General features: G+C 76.0%; 2 protein-coding genes. Both read right to left on the bottom strand.

Annotated elements, in window-relative coordinates; translation table 11 throughout:
• Positions 1-368: Wzz/FepE/Etk N-terminal domain-containing protein (locus UK12_RS32485; protein WP_045306803.1), on the bottom strand; the 368-nt coding region annotated here is incomplete at its 3' end.
• Between the two features lie 82 nt (positions 369-450).
• On the bottom strand, positions 451-1,685 hold a 1,235-nt coding region (locus UK12_RS32480), incomplete at its 5' end, for a glycosyltransferase (RefSeq protein WP_063838365.1).

The raw sequence follows: 1,685 nt of genomic DNA, 5'->3' as shown, positions 1-1,685 counted from the left end.
GCGTCGGCCGCCCGTACGGCGTCCGCCCCGCGGCTGCCGGTCCCGGTGATCTCGATCACCGGCGCGTCCGGCGAGGTGGTGCCCCGGACCAGCCCGGCCAACACGGCCGTGCTCCGGCCCAGTTGTGCGGCGGCCCCGGCCAGCACCTGCGGCTGACCGGCCAGCCTTCCGTACGCCTGGGCGAAGTTGACGGCGGTGGCACTCTCGCCCGGACCCTGCGGGACCACCACGACATAGGAGTTGGCGGCGTAGCTGGGGTGTGCGAGGACGCCGTAGCCGGCCCCGGCCAGCGCGCCCAGCGGTACGGCGAGCACGACCGGCCACCAGCGGCGGGTCAGCACACGTGCGCTGCGGCCCAGTTCGGACATGGGTGACTCCGTAGGTGTGAAGCGGCCCGGGAGGGCCGGAGGTGGTGGCCGGCCCGCCCGGCGGACGGCAGCCGGGCGGGGCTCAGGGGCGCGGGGAACTGCGCGAGAGCCCTGGCGACGTCGTGGCGGACCGGTCGTGCGGCTCCCCGTGCCCGTCGTGGCTGCCCGCTCCATCGGGTGCCCACGGCTCCTGCGGCCCCTGGGCGCGCGGTCCGGCGGCGAGGACGTCGTAGAGCCGGCCCAGCTGCCCGGCGATCCGGACGATGTCGTAGTGCGCGACGGCGGGCGGCTGGGGCAGGGCGACGCTGCGCCGGCTCCACAGTTCGCAGAGGGCGGCGGTGTAGGAGGCCGGGTCGGACGGGATGCGGGCGGCCTCGGGGGCGGCCTCGGGCCCCAGTTCGTCGAGGGCCGGGCAGGCACTGTGGCGGACCGGAAGTCCGGCCGCGAGCCCCTCCAGGACGGTCAGCCCGAAGGTCTCCTCGGTCGAGGGCGCGGCCAGGACGTCCATGGCGACCAGGAGTTCGGGCACGTCCTCGCGCTCCCCCGGGCAGACCAGCCGACCGCGCACCCCGAGCCGCTCTGCCCGCCGTACCAGGGCTTCGCCCTCGGGTCCGGCGCCGACCAGCAGCAGCCAGGGCTCGCGCAGTGCCGGGTGTTCCCCGGCCAGTGCGGCGAGTTCGGCGAGCGTGTCGACCAGCACCTCGAAGCGCTTGCCGGGGACCAGCCGGCCCACGCCCCCGATCACCCAGGCCTGCTGCGGCAGGCCGAGGTCCGTCCTGACGATCTGCCGGACGGCGGCCCTGGAGGCGGTGGGCAGGGTGTAGCGGGCGGCCTCGACGCCGTTCGGCAGCAGGTGCACCCGGTGCGGCGGGACGCCCCAGGCGTCGAGTGTCCCGGCGACCTGGCGGGAGACCGCGACGGTGGTGCTGCCGAGGCGTTCGGCGAGCAGGTAGAGCGCCCTGACCCCGGCGGTGACCGGTCGGCCCTCGATCACCCCGGGGTGCAGCGAGTGCTCGGTGGCGACCACCGTACGGACCCCGGCCAGCCGGGCCGCCAGCCGCCCGTACAGACCGGCCCGGTAGAGGTGGGTGTGCACCAGCCGGTAGCGGCCGGAGCGGATCAGCCGGGTGAGCCTGGGCAGCACGGTGAGGTCGCGGTTGCCGCGCATCGCCAGGTCGTGCACCACCACACCCTCGGCGCGCAGCGCGGCGGCGACGGTGCCGGGGTTGGTCAGGGTGGCGACTTCGCAGGTGTGGTGGTCCGGCAGGTGGCGGAGGATCAGTTGGAGTTGGCGTTCGGCGCCGCCTGAGGCCAGTC

It is taken from the genome of Saccharothrix sp. ST-888 (assembly GCF_000955975.1).
GTDB lineage: Bacteria > Actinomycetota > Actinomycetes > Streptomycetales > Streptomycetaceae > Kitasatospora.
This window is presented reverse-complemented; position numbering and strand designations above follow the sequence as displayed.